The organism is Streptomyces sp. TE5632 (genome assembly GCF_054061295.1).
On sequence record NZ_JBSSEA010000003.1, the window covers coordinates 345,029 to 361,146 of the forward strand.

Sequence of the window (16,118 nt, forward strand, 5' to 3'; positions counted from 1 at the left end):
CACTGCGTGCCCGATACGGTAAGAACACCATGAACGCATCGCAGACCTCGGACGTTCCCACACTCCTTGTCAAGATTTTCGGCAAGGACCGACCCGGTATCACCGCCGGTCTCCTCGACACCCTCGCCGCCTACTCCGTCGACGTGGTCGACATCGAGCAGGTCGTCACCCGTGGCCGAATCGTGCTGTGTGTGCTCGTGACCCAGCCGGCGCAGGGCCTGGAGGGCAGCCTGCGGGTGACCGTCCACAACTGGGCCGATTCGATGAAGATGCAGACGGAGATCATCTCCGGCATCGGCGACAACCGTCCGCGCGGGCTCGGCCGTTCCCTGGTCACCGTGCTGGGCCACCCCCTGACCGCCGAGACGGCGGCGGCGATCGCCGCGCGGATCACGAAGACCGGCGCCAACATCGACCGTGTCTTCCGGCTCGCCAAGTATCCGGTGACCGCGGTGGAGTTCGCGGTGTCCGGCGTGGAGACGGAACCGCTGCGCACCGCCCTGGTGACCGACGCGTCGAAGCTCGGGGTCGATGTCGCCGTGGTCGCGGCCGGTCTGCACCGCCGGGCCCAGCGCCTGGTCGTCATGGACGTGGACTCCACACTCATCCAGGACGAGGTGATCGAGCTCTTCGCCGCCCATGCCGGCTGCGAGGACAAGGTCGCCGAGGTGACCGAGGCGGCGATGCGCGGGGAACTGGACTTCGAGGAGTCGCTGCACGCGCGTGTGCGGCTGCTGGCGGGGCTGGACGCCTCCGTGGTGGACAAGGTGCGCAGTGAGGTGCGGCTGACACCGGGTGCCCGCACCCTGGTCCGCACGCTGAAGCGGCTCGGCTATCAGGTGGGCGTGGTCTCCGGGGGGTTCACCCAGGTCACGGACGATCTGAAGGAGCGGCTGGCGCTGGACTTCGCCCATGCCAACACCCTGGAGATCGTCGACGGAAAGCTGACCGGCCGGGTCACGGGCGAGATCGTGGACCGGCCGGGCAAGGCGCGGCTGCTGCGCCGGTTCGCGGCCGAGGCGGGTGTCCCGCTGTCGCAGACCGTGGCGATCGGCGACGGCGCGAATGACCTGGACATGCTCAACTCGGCGGGTCTCGGCGTCGCGTTCAACGCCAAGCCGGTGGTGCGCGAAGCGGCCCACACCGCGGTGAACTTCCCCTTCCTGGACACGGTCCTGTATCTGCTGGGCATTACGCGTGAAGAGGTCGAGGCGGCGGACATCCTCGACCTGGACTGAGCCACGCGGGCCCACGGCATCCGGTTCACGGCGGTGCGGGGCCCGGCGCCGGACCGGTGCCGGGCCCCGCTGTCATGGCGTGTGGGTCACTCGCTGGGCGCCCAGTAGTCGAGCAGGGTGGCGACCCCGGGCTCGAGGGACTTCCAGGAGCCGGTGAAGGACAGCACGGCGAAGGCGGCGGCGGGATAGCCGCGACGGCTCATCCGCTCACCCGCGTCCCCCTCGGCCGCCCCGGAGAGGATCTCGGCGGCTCCCTGGACGCCGGGATTGTGGCCGACCAGAAGCACGTTCTGCGCGTCGTCGGGGGTTTCGTTCAGCAGGGTGATCAGCTCACCGGGCGAGGCCTCGTAGATCCGCTCCTCGTAGACCGTCTTCGGGCGCTGTGGGAACTCGTGCACCGCGAGTTTCCACGTTTCCCGGGTCCTGGTCGAGGTGGAGCAGAGGGCCAGGTCGAACGCGATGGCGGAGTCGGCGAGCTTGCGTCCGGCGACTGCGGCGTCCATCCTGCCGCGCTCGGCGAGCGGACGCTCATGATCGGTCACCGGTGGCCAGTCGGCCTTCGCATGCCGGAAAAGGACAATCCTGCGGGGTTCTGCGACGCTCATGTGCCCCAGCTTCGCATGAAACAGGCCATGGGGCGCGGGTAGTTGACGGCCACTTCCGGGGCACTCAGCGGGTTATGAGCTGTTGAACACGCTCGAGGAGGTGGGTGATCCCGGGCTCGGCGGTCACCGCGTGCGCGTCGGCGGGATTCAGGATCAGCGCGAGCAGCGTGCCGAAGGCGAGCGTGGGCAGGGCGAGGGCCCACCACGGCAGCCGGCTGTCGACGCCGCCCCGGAGGGCCGGGTGGGGCCGGGTGTGGGTGCTCGCCGACATGGGGGCCTCCGCTCTTCGAGTGTTCCGGGCCGCGTCCCGCGGCCACATCTCGAAGGTATGTACTCCTCGGCCCTCAACCCATCCGGTGACCCACCCACTTGACCCTGAGCCTGGCCCCCTAGGGGACAGGGGGGCCAGCACCACCATGGCCCCCGGACAGGGCCGGTGCCGGGGGTGTCACGGCGCGAGGAGGGTCGCGATCACACCGATGACGATGAAGATGGCGAAGAACGCTCCGAAGACGAGGAGCAGCTTCTTCTGGCCGTTCTGCGGGTTCGGGTCGAGGACTGGCATGGGTCAAGTCTCGCACCCGTCGGCGCTGCAGCGCGCCCGGGGTCGGGCGGAGCGGGCTCAGCGGGCCGCCGCCTCGTCCTCCACCGTGCGGTCACGGCCCGCCAGGACTCCGGCGATCGTCTGCGGGATCATCAGGCCGGCCAGGAGCGCGAGCGGCAGGCCCCAGCCGCCGCTGTGCTGGTAGAGCACGCCCACCAGGAGAGGGCCCGGGATGGAGATCAGATAGCCGGTGCTCTGGGCGAAGGCCGACAGCTTGGCCACGCCCACGCCGGACCTGGCCCGCATCCCGACCATGGTGAGCGCGAGGGGGAAGGCACAGTTGGCGATGCCCAGCAGCAGCGCCCAGACCAGGGCGCCGGCGGCCGGTGCGAAGTACAGACCGGTGTAGCCGATCAGGCCGCTCACGCCGAGCACGAGCACGATCGGGCCCTGCTGGGGCAGGCGCGTGGCGAGGCGCGGGATGACGAAGGCGAGCGGCACGCCCATCATCATGATGAACGCGAGCAGCAGCCCGGCCGTGCTCGCGGGCACGCCCGCGTCCCGGAAGATCTGTGGCATCCAGCCCATGGTGATGTAGGCGACGGTCGCCTGGAGCCCGAAGAAGACGGCCAGCGCCCAGGCGGTCCGGCTGCGGGTGATGCGCACCTCGGGCGCGGGCGCGCCCGCCGACGCCGCCGTGCCCGCGGACGACGGCCCGGGCACGGGGGCCCGCTCGGCCGGTGGCCCGCCCCGCTTTCCCGTGTTTCCCGCGAACGGGATCCAGGGCAGTACGGCGGCCGCGGCGAGCGCCGCCCACAGGGCGAGTCCCGACCGCCAGTTCCCGCCCAGTGCCTCGGTCAGCGGCACGGTCACCGCGGCGGCCGTGGCCGTGCCCAGGGCGAGGGCCATGGAGTACAGGCCGGTCATGGAGCCGACCCGGTCCGGGAACCACTGCTTGACGATGACCGGCATCAGGACGTTGCTGACGGCGATGCCCATGAGCGCGAGGGCGCTGGCGGCCAGGAAGCCCGCCGTGCCTCCCGTGAACGGGCGTATCAGCAGGCCCGCGCCGATGGCGACCATGCCGGCGCACACCACCGCGCCCGCTCCGAAGCGGCGGGCCAGCCGCGGGGCGGTGACACCGAAGACGGCGAAGCACAGCGGGGGCACGGAGGTGAGCAGCCCGGCCACGCTGCCGCTCATGGCGAGGTCGGTCCGGACCTCCTCGAGCAGTGCGCCGAGGCTGGTGATGGCGGGACGGAGGTTCAGCGCCGCCAGCACGATGCCGACGACGAGCAGCCGGATCGTCCACGCGTGCGGGGCGGTATCCGCGGTCTCCCGGGGTTCGGACGGAGTCGCCGTGCGTACGGTCGTGGACTTGAGCGTCCGGGTTTCCTCACCAGCCATGAGAGACATCATAGAATCATGGGATGATTGGTTGTCCATGGCGAGACTACCGTCCGGCGTCAACGCTCCTGCCGTGCAGAGGTGTGTCATGTCCCTGAGCCATCCCCGTCGTTCCGCGCTGTCCGAGCAGGTCATCGCTGCTCTGCGGGCCCAGATCACCTCAGGTGAGTGGCCGGTCGGCTCCCGCATTCCGACCGAGCCGGAGCTGGTCGAGCAGCTCGGGGTGGCACGCAACACAGTCCGCGAGGCCGTGCGCGCCCTGGCGCACAACGGGCTGCTCGACATCCGTCAGGGCTCGGGCACGTATGTCGTCACCACGAGCGAGCTGGCCGGGGTGATGCAGCGCCGTTTCGCCGACGCCGACCCCGGGCACATCGCGGAACTGCGCTCCGCCCTGGAGTCGTCCGCGGCGCGGCTGGCCGCCGAGCGGCGCACCGAGAAGGACCTCAAACAGCTCGACACCCTGCTGCTGCGCCGTGAGGAGGCCTGGGCGTCGGGTGCGGCGGAGCAGTTCGTGGCGGCGGACACGACGTTCCACCTGGCCGTCGTGGCGGCGTCGCACAACGACGTGCTGACCGAGCTGTACGCGGACCTGAGCGAGGTGCTGCGGGACTGGCTGCGCGACGACGTCGGCCGGGAGCTGACCCCGGAGACCCACACGGACCACGCGCGGCTGCTGGACGCGATCCGCGCGGGCGACGCGGCGACGGCGGCCGAGGAGGCCGCCGCCCACTCGCTGATGTGCCGTCCGGGACGGTTCAGTCCGCCTTCCGGTGGCTGATCCACGCGGCTCCGACCTCCTTCCAGCAGCGGCCGGTCAGCCGCACGGTCTGTGCGGGCGCGACGGCCACCGGGGCGCTGTCGCTGTCGAGGTCCCACCAGGGGACGCACTCGATGTGCAGGCTCACATGATCGGTGTCCGGATAGGGGTTGTGGCAGTACGCGGTCACCCGGGAGCCGTCGGCCTCGATCCGGCAGGCGGCTCCGAACGGATCCTCGGACTCCGCGCCGTCTGACGACGACCCGACGGCCGACGCCACGCGCGCGTGCGACGTCGCCTCGTGCGGCATCGCCTCGTACGCCAGGGCGGGCACGAGAGCGATGCCGACAGCGATGGTGAAGGTCACTGAGGCCAGGCGGTAAAAGCGCACAAGGGGACCTCCTCGGCCGTGCTGGGAGGGAGATCAAGCGGGGATCAGGCAGGGATCACGCGATGTCCGCATGCTCACAGTGACCTGTCGCTCCACAGTGCCCCGCCGGCGCCGCGCACCGCCCGCGCTGCTGAGCCGAACGGGTGACGCCGTGAGGGCCCGCACCCTTCCCGGGTACGGGCCCTCACCGGCCGCTTCGGGCCAGGTCGCGGCGCTCAGGCGCCGATGGCGTGCAGACCGCCGTCCACGTGGACGATCTCGCCGGTGGTCTTCGGGAACCAGTCGCTCAGCAGGGCGACGATGCCGCGGCCGGCCGGCTCCGGGTCCTTCAGGTCCCACTCCAGCGGCGCACGGGTGTCCCAGACGGAGGCCAGCTCGCTGAAGCCCGGGATGGACTTGGCGGCCATGGAACCGAGCGGGCCCGCCGAGACGAGGTTGCAGCGGATGTTCTGCTTGCCCAGGTCGCGGGCCATGTAGCGGCTGGTCGCCTCCAGGGCGGCCTTGGCGGGGCCCATCCAGTCGTACTGCGGCCAGGCGTACTGCGCGTCGAAGGTGAGGCCGACGACGGAGCCGCCGTTCTGCATCAGCGGCAGGCAGGCCATGGTCAGCGACTTCAGGGAGAACGCCGAGACGTGCATGGCCGTGGAGACCGACTCGAACGGCGTGTTGAGGAAGTTGCCGCCGAGCGCGTCCTGCGGCGCGAAGCCGATGGAGTGCACGACGCCGTCGAGGCCGCCGAGCTCCTCGCCCACGACGTCCGCGAGGCGGCCCAGGTGCTCGTCGTTGGTGACGTCGAGCTCGATGACCTTGGCGGGCTTGGGGAGCTTCTTGGCGATGCGCTCGGTCAGGGTGGGCCGCGGGAACGCGGTCAGGATGATCTCGGCGCCCTGCTCCTGTGCCAGCTTGGCGGCGTGGAAGGCGATGGAGGACTCCGTCAGCACACCGGTGATCAGGACGCGCTTGCCCTCGAGAATTCCGCTCATGTCTTTCAGTGACCCATTCCCAGTCCGCCGTCAACGGGAATGACGGCTCCAGTGATGTACGAGGCGTCGTCCGAGGCGAGGAACCGCACGGCCGCGGCGATCTCCTCCGACTGCGCGTACCGGGCGAGCGGTACCTGCGCGAGGATCTTCGCCTGCTGTTCCTCGGTGAGCTCCCGGGTCATGTCGGTGTCGACGAAGCCGGGGGCGACGACGTTGAAGGTGATGTTGCGCGAGCCCAGCTCACGGGCGAGGGAACGCGCGAAGCCGACCAGCGCGGCCTTGGAGGCGGCGTAGTTCGCCTGCCCGGCGGACCCGAGGAGCCCGACGACCGACGAGATGAGCACGACGCGGCCCTTCTTGGCCCGCAGCATGCCCCGGTTGGCGCGCTTGACGACACGGAAGGTGCCGGTGAGGTTGGTGTCGACGACGGACGTGAAGTCCTCCTCCGACATCCGCATCAGCAGCTGGTCCTTGTTGATGCCGGCGTTGGCGACCAGCACCTCGACGGGACCGTGCGCTTCCTCGATCTCCTTGTAGGCCTGCTCCACCTGCTCGCTGTCGGTGATGTCGCACTTGACGGCGAGGAAGCCCGTGGGGGGCTCGCCCGAGCGGTACGTGATCGCGACCTTGTCACCGGCATCGGCGAACGCGCGGGCGATGGCGAGGCCGATCCCCCGGTTACCTCCGGTGACGAGAACCGAGCGGCTCAACGGATCACCCTTTCGATAGCGGTCTGGAGCCCCTGCGCGCGGCAGGCGCCTTCACCGAAAACCTATCGGTCCACCCGCTCCCCGGAGCGATCGGGCACCGACAGTGACACCGGGTTGCCACTGTTGGATCCCTACAGTCGGCGGGCTCACAGACTCCCTTGGACACGACCGCCGTCCCGGGGGCGTGCTGTCGGCTCTGATGCGTCGCAGGTGTCTCCGTGCGTGATTCACTGCCTTCGACGGTCAGCAGGCGAGCGCCCGAAGGGAACCCCCACTCGTGCCCCATGAAGTCGATCAGTCGTTCCTGGCACTGCCCCTGCGCGCCCTCGCCGACGCCGCGCTCGCGCGGGCGCGGGCGCTCGGGGCGGAGCACGCGGACTTCCGCCTGGAGCGGGTGCGCAGCGCCTCCTGGCGGCTGCGGGACGCCAAGCCGGCCGGGTCGTCGGACACCACCGACCTCGGGTACGCGGTGCGCGTGGTGCACGGCGGGACGTGGGGGTTCGCCTCCGGGGTGGACCTCACCCTCGACGCCGCCGCCAAGGTCGCCTCGCAGGCCGTGGCGATGGCGCAGCTGTCGGCGCGGGTGATCCGGGCGGCCGGGTCGCAGGAGAGGGTCGAACTCGCCGACGAGCCCGTGCACGCCGAACGGACCTGGGTGTCGTCGTACGAGGTCGATCCGTTCGCCGTGCCCGACGCGGAGAAGGCCGGGCTGCTGGGCGAGTGGAGCGCGCGGCTGCTGGCGGCGCGCGGGGTGGACCACGTGGACGCCTCGCTGCTGACCGTGCACGAGAACAAGTTCTACGCCGATACGGCCGGGACCACGACCACCCAGCAGCGGGTGCGGCTGCATCCGGTGTTCACGGCCGTGTCGGTGGACGAGTCGAGCGGGGAGTTCGACTCCATGCGGACGCTCGCGCCGCCGGTGGGCCGTGGCTGGGAGTACCTGAGGGGCACCGGCTGGGACTGGGACGACGAACTGGAGCGGATCCCCGAGCTGCTCGCCGAGAAGATGCGCGCGCCGAGCGTGGAACCGGGCCTGTACGACCTGGTCGTCGACCCGTCCAACCTGTGGCTGACCATCCACGAGTCCATCGGGCACGCGACGGAGCTGGACCGGGCCCTCGGCTACGAGGCGGCCTACGCGGGCACCTCGTTCGCCACCTTCGACCAGCTGGGGAAGCTGAAGTACGGCTCGGAGCTGATGAACGTCACCGGTGACCGCACCGCCGAGCACGGGCTGGCGACGGTGGGGTACGACGACGAGGGGGTCGCGGCGCAGTCCTGGGACCTGGTGAAGGACGGCACACTGGTCGGCTACCAGCTGGACCGGCGGATCGCGAGGCTGACCGGGTTCGAGCGGTCCAACGGGTGCGCGTTCGCGGACTCCCCCGGGCATGTTCCGGTGCAGCGGATGGCCAATGTGTCGTTGCGGCCGGATCCGGCGGGCCTGTCGACCGAGGATCTGATCGGGAGCGTGGACCGGGGCATCTACGTCGTCGGTGACCGGTCGTGGAGCATCGACATGCAGCGGTACAACTTCCAGTTCACCGGGCAGCGTTTCTTCCGGATCGAGAACGGGCGGCTCACCGGGCAGGTGCGGGACGTCGCCTACCAGGCGACGACCACCGACTTCTGGGGCTCGATGACGGCGGTCGGCGGTCCGCAGACGTACGTCCTCGGGGGCGCCTTCAACTGCGGCAAGGCCCAGCCGGGGCAGGTCGCGGCGGTCTCGCACGGCTGCCCGTCCGCCCTCTTCAAGGGAGTCGGCATTCTCAACACCACCCAGGAGGCGGGGCGATGAGCGCTCGTACCACCAAGCCGTACGAGCTCGTCGAGCGTGCTCTGGAGTTGTCCCGGGCCGACGGCTGTGTCGTGATCGCCGACGAGGAGTCGACCGCCAATCTGCGCTGGGCGGGCAACTCGCTCACCACGAACGGTGTCACGCGCGGGCGCACGCTCACCGTCATCGCGACGGTGGACGGCCGGGAGGGCACGGCGTCCGGCGTCGTGTCCCGGTCCGCGGTGACCGTCGACGAACTGGAGCCCCTGGTGCGGGCCGCCGAGGCCGCCGCGCGGGGCGCCGGGCCGGCCGAGGACGCCCAGCCGCTGGTGACGGGGGTGACGGGGACGACTGAGTCTCCCGATTTCAGGGAGGCGCCCGCGGAGACCTCCTCCGCCGTGTTCGCCGACTTCGCACCCGCCCTCGGTGAGGCGTTCGCACACGCGCGTGCGGGCGGCCGGGAGCTGTACGGCTTCGCCAACCACGAGCTGGTCTCCAGCTACCTCGGTACGTCCACGGGGCTGCGGCTGCGGCACGACCAGCCGAGCGGGACGCTGGAGCTGAACGCCAAGTCTTTGGACCGTACGCGCTCGGCGTGGGCGGGCCGTGCCACGCGGGACTTCAAGGACGTCGACCCGGGGGCGCTCGACGCCGAGCTGGCCGTGCGGCTGGGCTGGGCCGAGCGGCGGCTCGAGCTGCCCGCGGGCCGGTACGAGACGCTGCTGCCGCCGACCGCCGTCGCGGACCTGCTGATCTACCAGCTGTGGTCGGCCTCGGGCCGGGACGCGGCCGAGGGCCGTACGGTCTTCTCCAAGCCGGGCGGCGGCACCCGGGTCGGCGAGCGGCTGACCGGGCTGCCGCTGAGCCTGCGCAGCGACCCCGCCGAGCCGGGGCTGGAGTCGGCGCCCTTCGTGATCGCCCACTCCTCCGGTGGCGACCGGTCGGTGTTCGACAACGGGCTGCCGCTGACGGCCACCGACTGGGTGCGCGACGGCGAACTGAACCGGCTGACCACCAGCAGGCACAGCGCGGCCCTCAGCGGGCTGCCGGTGGCTCCGGCGATCGACAACCTGGTCCTCGACGGGGGCGAGGACCGCTCCCTGGAGGAGATGGTCTCCGCCACCGGGCGCGGGTTGCTGCTGACCTGCCTGTGGTACATCCGCGAGGTGGACCCGGCGACGCTGCTGCTCACCGGTCTGACCCGGGACGGCGTCTACCTCGTCGAGAACGGCGAGGTCATCGGCGAGGTCAACAACTTCCGGTTCAACGAGTCGCCGGTGGACGTACTGGGCCGTGCCACGGAGGCGGGGCGTACGGAGAGGACGCTGCCCCGGGAGTGGGGCGACTGGTTCACCAGGGCCGCGATGCCGCCGCTGCGCGTCCCCGATTTCAATATGAGTTCTGTCAGCCAGGGCGTATAACCTCGTAGGCGTTCGCCCTCGGCGGTCACCCGACCGGCCGAGGACCGGCGAACCGAAGATCTTCGAGGAGACGCGAGAACCGTGACGGACATCGTCGACGAGCTGAAGTGGCGCGGGCTGATCGCCCTGTCCACCGACGAGGACGCTTTGCGCAAGGCGCTCGCGGACGGTCCCGTCACGTTCTATTGCGGCTTCGACCCGACCGCGCCGTCACTGCACGTCGGACATCTGGTGCAGGTGCTCACGATGCGTCGGCTCCAGCAGGCCGGGCTCCGGCCGCTGGCGCTGGTGGGCGGTGCCACGGGCCAGATCGGCGACCCCCGCCCGACGGCGGAGCGCACGCTGAACGACCCGGAGACGGTGGCCGGCTGGGTGGACCGGCTGCGCGACCAGATCGAGCCGTTCCTGTCCTTCGAGGGCGAGAACGCGGCCACGATGGTCAACAACCTCGACTGGACGCAGAACCTGTCCGCGATCGAGTTCCTGCGGGACATCGGCAAGCACTTCCGCGTCAACAAGATGCTGACGAAGGACTCCGTCGCACGGCGGCTGGAGTCCTCCGAGGGCATCAGCTACACGGAGTTCAGCTACCAGCTCCTGCAGGGCATGGACTTCCTCCAGCTGTACCGGCGCTACGGCTGCACGCTCCAGCAGGGCGGCAGCGACCAGTGGGGCAACCTCACGGCCGGGCTCGACCTGATCCACCGCCTGGAGCCGGACGCCGGGGTGCACGCGCTGGCCACGCCCCTGATGACGAAGGCGGACGGCACCAAGTTCGGCAAGACCGAGGGCGGTGCCGTCTGGCTCGACCCGGAGATGACGACGCCGTACGCGTTCTACCAGTTCTGGCTGAACGCGGACGACCGGGACATCTCGTCGTACATGCGCATCCTGTCCTTCAAGTCCCGCGAGGAGCTGGAGGAGCTGGAGCGGCAGACGGCGGAGCGTCCGCAGGCGCGTGCCGCCCAGCGCGCCCTGGCCGAGGAGCTGACGACCCTGGTGCACGGTGCCGACCAGACGGCCGCCGTGATCGCCGCGTCGAAGGCGCTGTTCGGTCAGGGTGAGCTGGCGGAGCTGGACGAGCGGACGCTGGCGGCGGCCCTCTCGGAGGTGCCGCACGTCCGGGTCGCCGAGCTCGGTCCGGTCGTCGACCTGTTCGCCGAGGTCGGCCTGGTGGCGAGCAAGTCGGCCGCGCGGCGCACGGTCAAGGAGGGCGGCGCCTACGTGAACAACGGCAAGGTCGCCGCCGAGGACGCCGTCCCCGCGAAGGAGGACCTGCTGCACGGGCGCTGGCTGGTGCTGCGCCGGGGCAAGAAGAACCTGGCGGCGGTGGAGGTCACGGCCGCCTGAGCCGCTGAAACGTCCGGGCGTCCGGTTGCCGTCCGGGCACCCGGACGTCCGAGGGGGCGAACAACCTCGCAGGATGCCGGGTGCCCGGACGGCACCTCGTGGGGCCCGTGCGTCAGGCCCGCTGCTGTTTGCGGCCCCGCATCTGCATGTAGAGCATGTCGACGAAGAAGACGATGACGATCGCCGCCACCAGCTGGAAGATGTGCCGACCCCAGTCGATGCCCGAGGTCTCCGCGATACCGAAGCCGCGCGCGATCGCGTTGCCCGCGATGGCGCCGAGGATGCCGCAGATGGTGGTCAGCCACAGCGGGCTGTGCTGCTTGCCGGGGATGACCGCCTTGGCGATCAGGCCGAGCACGAATCCCACGATGATCGCCCACAACCAGCCCATGACTGCCTCCCATATGCCTAGACGCGAGCATTACGGCCAGTGTCGGCCCGAATCCGTTGCGCCGCATGTCGGGTGCGCCGCAGAGGCTGCGGCGCAGGCAGGGCGGACGGAAAGGGGGTACGGACAGGGGACGTGGACGGACCCGCGGACCGGGGTGCCCCGGTCTCGTGGGCGGTGCGGGCGCGGCGTAACGTGGTCCGCGTACGAGCCCGGTGCCCCGGCCGGTCGCGAGGCGGCCAGGGGCGGGAAAAGTCCGATACGGGCGGATGGTGGAATGTGATGCGGAAGCAGCACGGCAGCAGCGTCCAGGTGTTCCGGATCACCGGAGCCAGGGCGGGCCTCCAGGACGATGTGCGTGCGCGGCAGCGCCGGTATGTGATCTCGATGACCGTTCGTACGATCTCGGTCATCCTCGCGGCGTCGCTCTGGAACGTGGAACGACACGTCGCGATCGTGGCGCTGGCCCTCGGCATGCTGCTGCCGTACATCGCGGTGGTGATCGCCAACGCCGGGCGTGAGAACGCACCGTCACTGCCGTCGGCCTACATGTCGACGCAGATGCGGCCGATGATCGAGCCGTCGGCGACGGATGACGACACGGCGGAACCCGGGACGGAGGGTGCGGGGTCCGAACCCACCCCCGAGCCCACGCCCGGCACACGAACGGAGCGGCCCGGGCCGTCATGACCTTCGGAACATGACCATGACCGGCCCGGAACCAAAAGACACTTCCCCGCCAAGCTCAAGAAAAGCTCAGATCAATCATGTTGTTCCGGTGCCGGGGGCGGGGTGACCCATGACATACTTCGTACGCGCTCCGCATCCCCCGTCGGAGCGACAGACCGACGCCGGGCAGCTCCCCCCGTGGCTGCTCGGCGTCGCCTTTGCGCCGGGTGCGCCAGGTGCTCCCGGCCGTTGCCACTGAGCCGGTCGGGTTAGGGTCGGCGGTGTGATGGACCCTGATCCCGAGACACCGATCTGTTCCGCCAAGGGCTGCCGTGCCGCCGCCGTGTGGGTGCTCGCCTGGAACAACCCGAAGATCCACACGCCGGAGCGCCGTAAGACCTGGCTCGCGTGTGAGGAGCACCGGGAGCATCTGTCGCAGTTCCTCGGCGTACGCGGGTTCCTGAAGGACGTGGTGCGCTTCGAGGAGTGGCGGGCGCCCGAAGAGGCGTAGTCCCGACCCCTGCCCCGGCCTCCGAGCCCCAGCCCTTCGGCCGCTTCAGCCGCCGATGGCGGACATCGGGCGGTCGGGCTGCACGAACGTCGGGTCGTCGAGGCCGGCGCCCGCCTTCTTGCCCCACATGGCCAGCCGCCAGATCCGGGCGATCTCCTCGTCGGTCGCGTCGGAGCGCAGGGCCGCGCGCAGGTCCGTCTCCTCGGTGGCGAACAGGCAGGTGCGTATCTGTCCGTCGGCGGTGAGCCGGGTGCGGTCGCAGGCCGCGCAGAACGGGCGGGTGACGGAGGCGATGACGCCGACGCGGTGCGGGCCGCCGTCGACCAGCCAGCGCTCGGCCGGGGCGGAGCCGCGGGCCTCGTCGCCCTCGGGGGTCAGCTCGAAGCGGGTGCGCAGGGAGGCGAGGATGTCGCCGGCGGTGATCATGCCGTCGCGCTTCCAGCCGTGCTGGGCGTCCAGGGGCATCTGCTCGATGAAGCGCAGCTCGTAGCCGTGTTCCACGGCCCAGGCCAGCAGGTCGGGGGCCTCGTCGTCGTTGAGCCCCGGCATCAGGACCGAGTTGACCTTCACCGGGGTCAGGCCGGCCTCGCGGGCCGCGTACAGGCCGTCGATGACGTCCTGGTGGCGGTTGCGGCGGGTGAGGGTCTTGAAGACGTCCGGGTGGAGCGTGTCGAGGGAGACGTTGACCCGGTCCAGGCCCGCCTCCTTCAGGGCCGCCGCGGTGCGTCCGAGGCCGATGCCGTTGGTGGTGAGGGACGTCTGGGGACGGGGCTCCAGGGCCGCGACCCGCTCGACGATGCCGACCAGGCCGGGGCGGAGCAGGGGCTCACCGCCGGTGAAGCGGACCTCCTCGATACCGAGGGAGGTGACGGCGATGTCGATGAGGCGGACGATCTCGTCGTCCGTGAGCAGGTCGGGCCTGGCCAGCCACTGCAGACCCTCCTCGGGCATGCAGTAGGTGCACCGCAGATTGCACCGGTCGGTCAGTGACACCCTCAGGTCGGTTGCCACGCGGCCGTACGTGTCGATGAGCACGTGGCCCCCTCCCTCGACTCGGATCACTCGGATCACGCGTACTCCGGCTGTCTGCGAGCCTACGTGACGGCACCGACAAGCACAGCGTCCCGAGGCGGTGGGATGTACGACGGCCGCGTCGTGCGGACCTCCGGGGAGGTCCGCACGACGCGGCCCGGCCGCCGGTGCGGGTCAGTGGGCGCCGGTGCCGGTCAGCGACCGGACCTCCAGCTCCGCGTACTTCTTGGCGTCCGGTTCCTCCTTGGACAGGACGGTGCCGAGCCAACCCATCAGGAAGCCGAACGGGATGGAGATGAGTCCCGGGTTCTTCAGCGGGAACCAGGAGAAGTCGACGTCGGGGAACATCGCGGTCGGGTCTCCGGAGACGACGGGCGAGAACAGCACCAGGCCGACGGCGACGATGAGACCGCCGTAGATCGACCACAGGGCGCCCTGGGTGGTGAACCGCTTCCAGAACAGGCTGTAGAGGATCGTCGGCAGGTTGGCGGACGCGGCGACCGCGAAGGCCAGCGCGACCAGACCGGCCACGTTCAGGTCGCGGGCGAGGGCGCCGAGCGCGATGGAGACGACGCCGATGAGGACGGTCGCCCAGCGGGCCGCCCTCATCTCCTCCTTCTCCGTGGCCTTCCCCTTGCGGATGACGTTGGCGTAGATGTCGTGCGCGAAGGAGGAGGACGAGGCGAGGGTGAGACCGGCGACCACGGCGAGGATCGTGGCGAAGGCGACCGCCGAGATGGTGGCGAGCAGGATCGCGCCCCAGGTCGAGTCGGTGCCGCCCAGGTGCAGGGCGAGCAGCGGCGCGGCCGTGTTGCCGGACGGGTTGGAGGCGATGATCTCGTCCCGCGAGATCAGCGCGGCGGCGCCGAAGCCGAGGGCGATGGTCATCAGGTAGAAGCCGCCGATGATGCCGATGGCCCAGTTCACGGACTTACGGGCGGCCTTGGCGTTGGGCACCGTGTAGAAGCGGATCAGGATGTGCGGCAGACCGGCGGTGCCGAGCACCAGGGCGATGCCGAGGGAGATGAAGTCCAGCTTGGTGGTGCCGCTCGCGCCGTACTGCAGGCCGGGCTCCAGGAAGGCCGCGCCCGCGCCGCTGTTGTCGGCGGCCTTGCCCAGCAGGTCGGAGATGTTGAAGTTGAACTTCAGCAGCACCAGGAAGGTGATCAGGATGGTGCCGCCGATGAGCAGCACGGCCTTGATCATCTGCACCCAGGTGGTGCCCTTCATGCCGCCGATGGAGACGTAGACGATCATCAGGACGCCGACGAGGGCGACGATGAGGATCTTGCCGGCGTCGGAGGTGATGCCGAGCAGCAGCGAGACGAGGACGCCGGCGCCCGCCATCTGGGCCAGCAGGTAGAAGATCGACACCACGATGGTGGAGGTGCCGGCCGCGGTGCGCACGGGCCGCTGGCGCATGCGGTAGGCGAGGACGTCGCCCATCGTGTAGCGGCCGGAGTTCCGCAGCGGCTCGGCGACCAGCAGGAGGGCGACCAGCCAGGCGACCAGGAAGCCGATGGAGTAGAGGAAGCCGTCGTAGCCGAAGAGGGCGATGGCGCCGGCGATGCCGAGGAAGGACGCGGCCGACATGTAGTCGCCGGAGACCGCGAGTCCGTTCTGGAAGGCGCTGAACTGCCGTCCGCCCGCGTAGAAGTCGGCGGCGTCCTTGGTCTGCCGGCCCGCCCAGACGGTGATGCCGAGGGTCGCGACGACGAACAGCGCGAACAGCGTGATGATCAGTGCGCGGTGTTCGCTCGCCTCGTTCGCGGCGAGGGTGACGTGGGTGATCGCGGGGCTCATGCGCCGCCCTCCATACGGGTCTTGATGGCCTCGGCCTTGGGGTCGAGGTTGGTGGCGGCGTGCCGGGAGTACCACCACGCGATGAGGAACGTGGTGACGAACTGCAGGAGACCGAAGACGAGGGCGACGTTGATGTTGCCGAACAGCTCCGTGCCCATGAAGCCGCCCGCGTAGTTCGAGAGCAGCACGTACAGCAGGTACCAGAGGATGAAGCCGACGGTCAGGGGGAAGGCGAAGGAGCGGTGGGAGCGGCGCAGTTCACCGAACTCAGCGCTCTCCTGCACCGCGGTGAACTCCTCGGGTGTGGGGAGTTTGTGTTCCTCTGCTGAGGGGGATGGCGCTTCGGCGGCCACGGAGTCTCCTCGCGTTGCGGGTGCGGTTACGGCGGAATGACGGAATGACGGAACGACAGGACTACGGAACTACGGGACTACGACGGGAACGGGGGCGAGTGTCCTCGCGCTCCCTGCACAACGTCACGGCGCCACGCGAGCACCGGTTCAACGGTCCGCGTTTTCTTTTCGGG

18 protein-coding genes are annotated in these 16,118 nt (G+C 70.3%); 7 read left to right on the top strand and 11 right to left on the bottom strand.

Going from position 1 to position 16,118, the window contains the following annotated elements; genetic code table 11:
* Positions 1-29 precede the first annotated feature (29 nt).
* Positions 30-1,238, top strand: coding sequence for a phosphoserine phosphatase SerB (gene serB / locus ACVW19_RS06655; RefSeq protein ID WP_457457462.1), 1,209 nt, complete (start codon positions 30-32; stop codon positions 1,236-1,238).
* Positions 1,239-1,324: 86 nt separating this feature from the next.
* Here serB and ACVW19_RS06660 read toward each other — a convergent pair whose 3' ends face one another.
* The 4 genes from ACVW19_RS06660 to ACVW19_RS06675 all read right to left on the bottom strand — a co-directional run bounded on the left by ACVW19_RS06660 (position 1,325) and on the right by ACVW19_RS06675 (position 3,806).
* Positions 1,325-1,843 carry a SixA phosphatase family protein gene (locus tag ACVW19_RS06660; protein ID WP_457457463.1) on the bottom strand — a complete coding sequence of 173 codons (519 nt, stop codon included), beginning with the start codon at positions 1,841-1,843 and terminating at the stop codon, positions 1,325-1,327.
* A gap of 64 nt (positions 1,844-1,907) precedes the next feature.
* Positions 1,908-2,114 (bottom strand): hypothetical protein, encoded by a 207-nt coding sequence (locus ACVW19_RS06665; protein ID WP_457457465.1) that lies wholly within the window; start codon positions 2,112-2,114, stop codon positions 1,908-1,910.
* Positions 2,115-2,291: 177 nt separating this feature from the next.
* Entirely contained in the window at positions 2,292-2,408 is a 117-nt protein-coding gene (locus ACVW19_RS06670; protein WP_457457467.1) for an SGM_5486 family transporter-associated protein, read from the bottom strand.
* A gap of 57 nt (positions 2,409-2,465) precedes the next feature.
* Positions 2,466-3,806, bottom strand: coding sequence for a CynX/NimT family MFS transporter (locus ACVW19_RS06675; protein WP_457457469.1), 1,341 nt, complete (start codon positions 3,804-3,806; stop codon positions 2,466-2,468).
* 76 nt (positions 3,807-3,882) lie between these two features.
* Here ACVW19_RS06675 and ACVW19_RS06680 point away from each other — a divergent pair, with 76 nt between their 5' ends.
* On the top strand, positions 3,883-4,575 hold the full coding sequence (locus tag ACVW19_RS06680; RefSeq protein WP_457457471.1) for a FadR/GntR family transcriptional regulator: 693 nt from the start codon (positions 3,883-3,885) through the stop codon (positions 4,573-4,575).
* Here ACVW19_RS06680 and ACVW19_RS06685 read toward each other — a convergent pair.
* The 3 genes from ACVW19_RS06685 to fabG form a co-directional block, all read right to left on the bottom strand.
* Positions 4,553-4,921 (bottom strand): hypothetical protein, encoded by a 369-nt coding sequence (locus ACVW19_RS06685; protein ID WP_457457473.1) that lies wholly within the window; start codon positions 4,919-4,921, stop codon positions 4,553-4,555. The genes ACVW19_RS06680 and ACVW19_RS06685 overlap by 23 nt on opposite strands.
* Before the next feature lie 239 nt (positions 4,922-5,160).
* Positions 5,161-5,928, bottom strand: a complete 768-nt coding sequence (gene fabI, locus ACVW19_RS06690) for an enoyl-ACP reductase FabI (protein ID WP_457457475.1) — start codon at positions 5,926-5,928, stop codon at positions 5,161-5,163.
* A 5-nt stretch (positions 5,929-5,933) separates the two neighbouring features.
* A complete protein-coding gene (fabG, locus tag ACVW19_RS06695; protein ID WP_457457477.1) occupies positions 5,934-6,638 on the bottom strand; it encodes a 3-oxoacyl-[acyl-carrier-protein] reductase in 705 nt (234 codons plus the stop codon).
* 277 nt (positions 6,639-6,915) lie between these two features.
* On the opposite strand from fabG, the gene ACVW19_RS06700 reads away from it, so the two are divergent.
* The 3 genes from ACVW19_RS06700 (at position 6,916) to tyrS (ending at position 11,189) form a co-directional block, all read left to right on the top strand.
* Entirely contained in the window at positions 6,916-8,439 is a 1,524-nt protein-coding gene (locus tag ACVW19_RS06700) for a TldD/PmbA family protein (protein ID WP_457457478.1), read from the top strand.
* Positions 8,436-9,839: a metallopeptidase TldD-related protein gene (locus ACVW19_RS06705; protein WP_457457480.1), complete on the top strand. Its 1,404-nt coding sequence runs from the start codon at positions 8,436-8,438 to the stop codon at positions 9,837-9,839. The genes ACVW19_RS06700 and ACVW19_RS06705 overlap by 4 nt, the downstream gene beginning before the upstream one ends.
* 81 nt (positions 9,840-9,920) lie before the next feature.
* A complete protein-coding gene (tyrS, locus tag ACVW19_RS06710; protein WP_457457482.1) occupies positions 9,921-11,189 on the top strand; it encodes a tyrosine--tRNA ligase in 1,269 nt (422 codons plus the stop codon).
* A gap of 112 nt (positions 11,190-11,301) precedes the next feature.
* Here the strand turns inward: tyrS and ACVW19_RS06715 are convergent, their stop codons facing one another.
* Positions 11,302-11,580 (bottom strand): GlsB/YeaQ/YmgE family stress response membrane protein, encoded by a 279-nt coding sequence (locus ACVW19_RS06715; protein ID WP_457457483.1) that lies wholly within the window; start codon positions 11,578-11,580, stop codon positions 11,302-11,304.
* Between the two features lie 279 nt (positions 11,581-11,859).
* On the opposite strand from ACVW19_RS06715, the gene ACVW19_RS06720 reads away from it, so the two are divergent.
* Complete coding sequence (locus ACVW19_RS06720) at positions 11,860-12,267, top strand: DUF3099 domain-containing protein (protein ID WP_457457484.1); 408 nt, start codon at positions 11,860-11,862, stop codon at positions 12,265-12,267.
* A gap of 265 nt (positions 12,268-12,532) precedes the next feature.
* Complete coding sequence (locus tag ACVW19_RS06725; protein WP_109383225.1) at positions 12,533-12,757, top strand: hypothetical protein; 225 nt, start codon at positions 12,533-12,535, stop codon at positions 12,755-12,757.
* A 45-nt stretch (positions 12,758-12,802) separates the two neighbouring features.
* On the opposite strand, the gene moaA is transcribed toward ACVW19_RS06725, so the two are convergent.
* From moaA to ACVW19_RS06740, 3 genes are all read right to left on the bottom strand, one after another.
* Positions 12,803-13,792, bottom strand: coding sequence for a GTP 3',8-cyclase MoaA (gene moaA / locus ACVW19_RS06730; protein WP_457457486.1), 990 nt, complete (start codon positions 13,790-13,792; stop codon positions 12,803-12,805).
* Positions 13,793-13,963: 171 nt separating this feature from the next.
* Entirely contained in the window at positions 13,964-15,592 is a 1,629-nt protein-coding gene (locus ACVW19_RS06735; protein ID WP_457457488.1) for a solute symporter family protein, read from the bottom strand.
* The gene (locus tag ACVW19_RS06740) at positions 15,589-15,945 is read right to left on the bottom strand and encodes a DUF485 domain-containing protein (RefSeq protein ID WP_457457490.1); all 357 of its coding nucleotides are present in this window, start codon (positions 15,943-15,945) and stop codon (positions 15,589-15,591) included. Before ACVW19_RS06740 ends, ACVW19_RS06735 begins: the two co-directional genes overlap by 4 nt.
* Positions 15,946-16,118: the final 173 nt, after the last annotated feature.